The sequence below is a fragment of the Phytoactinopolyspora endophytica genome (genome assembly GCF_004138495.1).
GTDB classification, from domain to species: Bacteria; Actinomycetota; Actinomycetes; order Jiangellales; family Jiangellaceae; genus Phytoactinopolyspora; species Phytoactinopolyspora endophytica.
The window spans coordinates 95,925-103,554 of the sequence record NZ_ML142852.1 but is presented as its reverse complement, the minus strand read 5'-3'; the positions used below and the strand labels follow the sequence as shown (position 1 = coordinate 103,554).

Sequence of the window (7,630 nt, the reverse complement as noted above, 5' to 3'; positions counted from 1 at the left end):
ACCGTCGTCGCTTGGATGCGGATGGTGTCCCGGACGACGGGGAACAGGCGTCGCCGCAGCTCGGCGGTGAGCGGCTGAAGGAAGGCGTCGCCGGCGGTGGGCAGTTCCCTGCCGACCAGGATGAGTTGCGGATCCACCGTGTAAGCCACGCTGCTGACGGCGGCGGCGACGTACCGGGCGACGTCGGCGAGGATGCCCGTGGTGAGCGGGTCCCCGGCATGTGCCGCCGCGATCACGTCCTCGATGGTCAGTTCGGCGTCGTCGCACAGGCTCGACGGCGATCCGGCGGCGAGCTCGGTGCGCAGGCGCTCCAGCACGGCGGGGATCGACGCGTAGGCGTGCACGCACCCGACATTGCCGCAGGCGCATCTCGGTCCGTTGATGTCGACGGCGACGTGGCCGATCTCCCCGGCGAGATCGTGATCTCCGCGGTAGAGCTCGCCGGAGAGCACGAGACCCGCGGCGATACCGACACTCAAGTTGACGAGCAGGAAGTCGTCGACGCCCCTGCCGGCGCCGAACCACAGCTCGGCGAGCGCGCCGGTGTTGGCGTTGTTGTCGACGTGTGCGTCCAGCCGCCACCGTCGCTCGAGGTGAGAGGTGAGCTCGGGCTCCTGCCATGCGGCGGATGAGTCCGTCGGAAGGTGGCGACCGGTCTGGATGCTGACCGGGCTGGGCATGCCGATCCCGATGCCGACCAGCGTCTTCCGCTCGGCCGGGGTCATCGAGCTCATCAGGCGTTCCATGACGTGGTCGGTCAGCTCGGCGTCGATCTCGCCCGGTGCGAGCCCGCGGGTGGGGAAGACGACCCGTTCGCGGACGTGTCCCAGCAGGTCGACCACGCCGCCGGTGACCGCGCTGCGGGCGACGTCGATCCCGATCGCGTACCGTGCGGTCGGCACGATCTCGAGGTCGGCGGCGCGGCGTCCGGCCCCGGTCGGTGTCCTTAGTCCGGTCTCCCGGGTCAGCCCTTGCTGAGTCAGCTCGTCGACGATCCGGGAGACGGTCCCGGCGTTGAGCCCGGTCTGGCCGGCGATCTCCACACGAGCGATCGGGCCGAGGGCGTGGATGGTCCGGAATACGGCACCGCGGTTGCCCTGCTTGACGCTTCGATGGTTCGCACCGGCGTTGGAGCGTCGGGCCGTCGCCGCTCGTGCTCGCGTCCCTTCCGAGGCGTTGACACCCTCTGCCATGGCTCGTAAGTTACTAGAGACAAATTGATTGCAGCAAACACGCAATTAATGTCGGGAGCCGCCGCCGGCGCTGGAACGCCTTGGAGGAGTCACGTGACTCAGACACTGCCCAACATCGTGTTCGTCATGACCGACGATCACGCGTCGCACGCGATGAGCGCGTACGGGAGCCGGATCAACACGACTCCGCACCTCGATCGCCTCGCGGATGAGGGCATGCGGTTCGACAACTGCTTCTGCACCAACGCGTTGTGCACGCCGAGCCGCGCGACCATCCTGACCGGGATGCACAGCCATCGCACCGGCGTGACCACGCTGGCCACCCACTTCGACTCCCGGCTGCCCACGTTCGCCGGGATGCTGCAGGAGAGCGGCTACCAGACCGCGCTGTTCGGCAAATGGCACCTCGGCCATGGCGGCGTACACGATCCACGTGGCTTCGATGAGTGGGAGGTCCTGCCGGACCAGGGCGACTACCACGATCCGGAGATGATCTCGCCGGCTGGGCGGCACGTGCGTGAGGGGTACGCCACCGACATCATCACCGATCTCGCCCTGGATTGGTTGGGGCGGCGGGATGAGGAACGTCCGTTCTGCCTGCTCGTCCACCACAAGGCGCCGCACCGTCCGTGGGAGCCGGACGAGAAGCACGCGCACATGTACGACGACGTCGACATCCCCGAGCCGGACACGCTGCGCGACGACTACGCGGGACGTTCCGAAGCCGCCGCCGCGGCGGCGATGCGCGTCGCCGACGACCTGAACCCGCGAGATCTGAAGGAGCCGGTGCCGGACGGGCTCTCCGCGGATGAGGAACTGGCCTGGAAGTATCAGCGCTACATCAAGGACTATCTGCGCTGTGTGGCGTCCGTCGACGACAACGTCGGCCGGCTTCTGGACTACCTGGACGACGCCGGACTGACCGAGGACACACTCGTCGTCTACACCTCTGACCAGGGATTCTTCCTCGGCGATCATGGCTGGTACGACAAGCGGTTCATGTACGAGGAGTCGCTGCGCATGCCCCTGCTGATCCGCTATCCCCGCCAGATCGCGGCGGGATCCGTGAACGACGACATCGTGCTGAACCTGGACTTCGCGCAGACCTTCTGCGACCTGGCCGGCGTACCGGATCTACCCACCATGCAGGGCCGCAGTATGGTGCCGCTGCTCCGCGGCGAGCGTCCGGATGATTGGCGGACGTCGATGTACTACCGCTACTGGATGCATGACGACAGCATCCATCACGCCCGCGCTCATTACGGAGTGCGCACCGACCGATACAAGCTGATCTGTTACTACGGCGAGGGAAAGGGAGCACCGGGCAGTTCCGATCGGCGCTTCGATCCGGAGTGGGAACTGTTCGATCTGGAGCACGACCCGATGGAGCTGCGTAGCGTCTATGACGAGCCCGACTACGCCGCCGTCCGTAAGGATCTCGAAGTCGAACTGGACCGCCTCCAGCGTGAGGCCGGCGACCTGCCGTGACAGCCGAACGCTGAAGAGGTGAGCCGGTGGCGCGAGGTGGGCGGGTCGAGCCCGTAGGCTGAAGGGTGTGATCGTAGGCGTAGGGATCGATGTCGTCGACATCGGACGATTCGCGGAGACGCTGGAGCGCACGCCTGCGTTCGCGGAGCGTGTCTTCACGCCCGACGAGCGGAAGCGCTCGGTCCCTTCCCAGGCGGCGCGGTTCGCCGCGAAGGAAGCGTTGGCGAAAGCGCTGGGTGCGCCGGTCGGGTTGCAGTGGCACGATGCGGAGGTAGTCAGCGACGACGCAGGGCGGCCATGGTTCAGCGTCAGCGGTAGCGTGGAGCGCCGTTGCACCGAGCTGGGCGTGCAGAGCCTCCACCTGTCCCTGTCGCACGACGCCGGCGTCGCCTCCGCCATGGTGGTCCTGGAGGGTACGCCGTCGTGACCAGCGGGGGCAGAAGCTCGCATGATGCGGCGATGCGGGACCATGCAGGTGATCATGCCGGCCGCAGTGATGAGAACGTGCCGGGTGACGAGATGACCGGTGCGTGGGGAGAACACAGCAGATGATCCGTGCGCATTCCGTGGCCGACGTTCGGGCGGCCGAGGCGACGCTGATGGCGACGTTGCCTGAAGGGGAGCTGATGCAGCGGGCCGCGGCCGGACTCGCGGCCGTCTGTGTGCGGTCGCTGCGCGGCGAGCACGGCCACCGCGGAACGCGAAACACCGATCCCGAGCTGTGGCTGCGCGAAACGGGAGAATCGGCAGGTCGTCCCGGCGGAAGCCGCCGTCGCGGCGAACGCCGAAGGGGCGGGCCATACGGAGCGCGTATCGTGCTCCTGGTCGGCGGCGGCGACAACGGAGGAGACGCACTCTGGGCGGGTGCGCGGCTGGCTCGGCGCGGAGCGCGTGTCGACGCGGTGCTGGTCCGTCATGACCGGGTCCACGCGGACGGCCTCGGCGCTTTTCGTGCCGCCGGAGGCGCCGTGGTATCCGGCGACGGCGATCCGATCACACCGGGTACGGCCGATGCCATCCGCCGGGCCGACCTCGTCGTCGACGGAATTCTCGGCATCGGTGGAAGAGGCGGTCTGCGCGACGACGCGGCGAAGCTCGCCGAGCTCGTCGCCGATGCCCCGGGGCACGTCGTCGCCGTCGACCTGCCGAGCGGTATCGACGCGGACACGGGTGAGACGTCGGGGCCGCATATGCGAGCCGACACGACTGTGACGTTCGGGACTCACAAGATCGGACTGCTCGTCGACCCGGCGGCCGAAGCGGTCGGACATGTGGAGCTGGTGGACATCGGCCTGGGCCCGCACCTGCCGGCTCCTGCGGTCGAGATGCTCGAGCTCGCGGACGTCGTCGAACTGTTTCCGGAGCCCGCTCGGAACACGGACAAGTACCGCCGGGGTGTTCTGGGCTTGCTCGCCGGTTCGGCGCAGTACAAGGGTGCCGCCGTGCTGGCGGCTGGAGGGGCGGTGCACGGCGGAGCCGGGATGGTCCGCTACGCCGGTCCGGATGCGGTCGCCGGCAACGTGCTGGAACGCTGGCCCGAGACGGTGGTCACACCGGATGCCGCCGCTGCCGGCCGGGTGCAGGCGTGGGCTGTCGGCTCGGGGCTCGGCGACGGCAGGGACGACGAGGTCGCCACCGTTCTGAGCTCGGGTCTCCCTGTCCTGGTCGACGCCGACGGGCTGCGCCGCCTGCCGTCGCGGTTCGAGACCCCCGCGCTACTCACCCCGCACGCGGGTGAGCTGGCGCGGATGGCGCGGGCTGAGCGAGCCGACGTCGAGGCGCGTCGTCTGCACCACGTCGTCCAAGCCGCGCGCCGCTGGAACGCCACGGTGCTGCTGAAAGGCTCGACCACGTTGGTGGCCGCCCCGGACGGCCGGGTCCGAGTGAACCCGACCGGTACCCCGGCTCTCGCCACCGCTGGCTCTGGTGACGTGCTGGCCGGGCTGGCCGGGGCATTGCTGGCGGCCGGTCTGAGCCCGCTCGACGCCGGCAGCCTCGCCGCATACGTCCACGGCATGGCCGGTCAGGTGGCCGCGGGATCGTCCGGGAGGCCCAGCGCGAGCGACATCCTGGATGCGCTTCCCGGCGTCCTCGCGGCGCTCTGCCGTCCTTGAGGAGAAATGTCCTGCGGTCCTGGGAGGTGGGAGTGGATCTCCCGGCGGCGGGTTGCGTGGGTGTGTCGGGGTCCGGCCGGTCTGTGGCCCGGTTGGGCTTGAGCCGGGAGATCTTTCGCCCACCTCCCAAGACTGTCGTGCAACTCCCACACGGCGTTTCTGAGAGAATCAGCGCCGTGGACGATCACAGAGGCGGTGCGGTGTCGCACGCAGCCGTCCGCATCGACTTGTCGGCCATCCGGGACAACGTCGCCGAGCTCCGCGCGCGTGCCGGCGCCGCTGATGTGATGGTCGTGGTGAAAGGCGACGCGTACGGTCACGGGCTGGTACCCGCCGCCAGGGCCGCCCAGGCTGGCGGAGCGACGTGGCTGGGCACCGCGGCCCTGAGCGAGGCGCTGGCCTTGCGCGCTGCGGGGATCGGCGGCCGGCTGATGTCATGGCTGTTCGCTCCCGGTGAGCGATGGACGGATGCGCTGGCCGCGGGTATCGACGTGTCCGCGTCGGCGCCGTGGACGGTCGAGGAGATCACCGCCGCGGCGCGGGAGACGGGCCGCACAGCGCGGCTGCACCTCAAGGTCGACTCCGGGCTCGGCCGTTCCGGTGCTCCCGAGGCGGACTGGCCCGCCCTCATCGACACAGCGTTGAAGGCACAGGCAGAAGGCCTGGTGAACGTCGTCGGCCTGTGGTCGCATTTCGCCATCGCCGACTCGCCGCGACATCCGACCAACACGGCGCAGATCGCGGCTTTCGAGAATGCGGTCGCGTGGGCGGAGGCACGCGGTGTGCGGCCCGAGGTGCGGCATCTGGCCAACTCCGCCGCGGCGCTGCTGCTCCCGCGGGCCCACTTCGATCTGGTACGGACCGGCTTGGCGAGTTACGGCCTGTCGCCGATGCCGGACGTCGTCGGTCCGGGCGACGTGGGGCTGCGGCCGGCGATGTCCGTGCGCGCCCGGCTGGCGCTCGTCAAGCGGGTGCCGGCGGGCCACGGAGTCTCGTACGGTCACGTCTACATCACCGACCGGGAGACCAACCTCGGCCTGGTGCCGTTGGGATACGCCGACGGCGTACCGCGGCACGGCTCCGGCGGGGAGGGTGACCCGGGTGCCCCGGTGCTCGTCGGCGGCCGGGTCCGGCGCGTCGCTGGGCGTGTGTGCATGGACCAGTTCGTCGTTGATCTCGGCGACGACGACCTCCGGGCCGGTGACGAGGTCGTGCTCTTCGGGGATGCCGCGGCGGGCGAACCCACGGCTCAGGACTGGGCCCAGGCGTGCCGCACGATCTCTTATGAGATCGTCACCCGCTTCGCGCCGCGTATGCCACGGACGTACATCGGCATGGAGGAAGCCCTTTGAGTAGGTTCATGGCCGCCGGGAAAGCGGCCGGCGCGGTCGGAGGCTGGCTGGGCGTGGCGGCGGCCGGCGCGGCTGTCGGGTTTGCGGCCGAGCGGTACGTCATGGGGCGGTCGCTGCGTAGCGACGACCCGTACGCGGACGAACCTTTCGGATCGCTGCGTGGCAACGCCCAGATCGTCGTCGCCGACGACGGTGCGCCACTCTACGTGGAGGTGGACGAGCTGGACACGCCTGCCGAGGTCACGGTCGTGTTCAGCCACGGCTACGCCCTGACCCAGGACTCCTGGCACTTCCAGCGGCGGGACCTGCGTGGCACAGCACGCCTGGTGTTCTGGGACCAGCGCCAGCACGGCCGGTCCGGCGCGGCGCCGGACGAGGACGCCTTCCCCGGCCTTGCGGGGCACGTTCCTGAAGAAGAGGACGGAGGGGACAGTAAGCGGCAGACGATCGTCCGGGAGCGGCTGGCGGCGGACCTGGCCGCCGTGCTCGAGGCCGTCGCGCCACAGGGGCCGGTCGTGCTCGTCGGACACTCGATGGGCGGCATGACCGTGCTCGCGCTGGCGTTGGAGCACCCCGAGCTCTTCGGCGACCGGGTACGAGGGGTAGCCCTGATCACGACGAGCGCGAAGGGCCTGAACAGCACAACTCTCGGTCTCCCGGCTCCGCTCGGACGACTGGCCAGCCGTAGCGCACCCGGGCTGGTCGCGGCGCTGGCGCGACGCCCCGAACTGATCGAGCGCGGACGGCGCGTGGGGAGCGACCTCGGATACGTCATCACGCGTCGTTATTCGTTCGCGGGAGGTGGGTCGCCGGCGCTGGTGGAGTTCACCGCAGCCATGAACGCATCGACTCCGGTGGACGTGCTGGCTGAGTTCCTGCCGGTGGTGTGGGGGATCGATGCGCACGCGGCGCTTCCGGTGCTGGCCCGGATCCCCGGACTCGTCATCGCGGCGGAGGACGACCATCTCACACCGGTGCAGCACGGCCGGGACATCGCCGCCGCGTTGCCGATGGCCGAGTACGTCGAAGTCGCCGACTCCGGGCACATGGTCCTGCTTGAACGTCATGAACTGGTCACGGAACACCTGGCTTCCTTGATCGAGCAGGTGCGCCGCGGGGTCCCTCGACGGAGGCAGTCCGTGACCAAGGTCACGAGCATTGCGGGGCATGGGCGGTAGGAGAGTCAGATGTCGATGATCGAGTTCGATGTTCCGGACGCACAGTCCATGCATGCGTTGGGCGAACAACTGGCAACGCTGCTTCGCGCCGGTGACCTGGTGCTGCTCGGGGGCGGCCTGGGCGCCGGTAAGACGACGTTGACCCAGGGCATCGGCGCGGGCATGGGCGTCCGCGGCCCGATCGCCTCGCCCACGTTCATCATCGCCCGGGTTCATCCGTCTTTGGTGGCGGGCGCTGCGCTGGTGCATGTCGATGCGTATCGGCTCGCTGACTGGGACGAGCTCGAGGACCTGGACCTCGAGGC

At 69.4% G+C, this 7,630-nt stretch carries 7 protein-coding genes; 6 read left to right on the top strand and 1 reads right to left on the bottom strand.

The features are described 5' to 3' along the window. Nucleotides 1-1,193: ROK family transcriptional regulator (locus ELR45_RS08815; RefSeq protein ID WP_165367616.1), on the bottom strand; the 1,193-nt coding region annotated here is incomplete at its 3' end. Nucleotides 1,194-1,241: 48 nt separating this feature from the next. On the opposite strand from ELR45_RS08815, the gene ELR45_RS08810 reads away from it, so the two are divergent. The 6 genes from ELR45_RS08810 to tsaE form a co-directional block, all read left to right on the top strand. After that, the gene (locus tag ELR45_RS08810; protein ID WP_129665807.1) at nt 1,242-2,681 is read left to right on the top strand and encodes a sulfatase family protein; all 1,440 of its coding nucleotides are present in this window, start codon (nt 1,242-1,244) and stop codon (nt 2,679-2,681) included. A gap of 67 nt (nt 2,682-2,748) precedes the next feature. Continuing rightward, nucleotides 2,749-3,108: a holo-ACP synthase gene (locus ELR45_RS08805; protein ID WP_129665231.1), complete on the top strand. Its 360-nt coding sequence runs from the start codon at nt 2,749-2,751 to the stop codon at nt 3,106-3,108. A 121-nt stretch (nt 3,109-3,229) separates the two neighbouring features. Beyond that, a complete protein-coding gene (locus tag ELR45_RS08800) occupies nt 3,230-4,795 on the top strand; it encodes an NAD(P)H-hydrate dehydratase (protein ID WP_129665229.1) in 1,566 nt (521 codons plus the stop codon). Nucleotides 4,796-4,971: 176 nt separating this feature from the next. Next, on the top strand, nt 4,972-6,147 hold the full coding sequence (alr, locus tag ELR45_RS08795) for an alanine racemase (RefSeq protein ID WP_240759341.1): 1,176 nt from the start codon (nt 4,972-4,974) through the stop codon (nt 6,145-6,147). Further along, on the top strand, nt 6,144-7,325 hold the full coding sequence (locus ELR45_RS08790; RefSeq protein WP_205856271.1) for an alpha/beta hydrolase: 1,182 nt from the start codon (nt 6,144-6,146) through the stop codon (nt 7,323-7,325). Before alr ends, ELR45_RS08790 begins: the two co-directional genes overlap by 4 nt. A 9-nt stretch (nt 7,326-7,334) precedes the next feature. Further along, the coding region (gene tsaE / locus ELR45_RS40600; protein WP_240759339.1) for a tRNA (adenosine(37)-N6)-threonylcarbamoyltransferase complex ATPase subunit type 1 TsaE at nt 7,335-7,630 on the top strand (296 nt) is incomplete at its 3' end.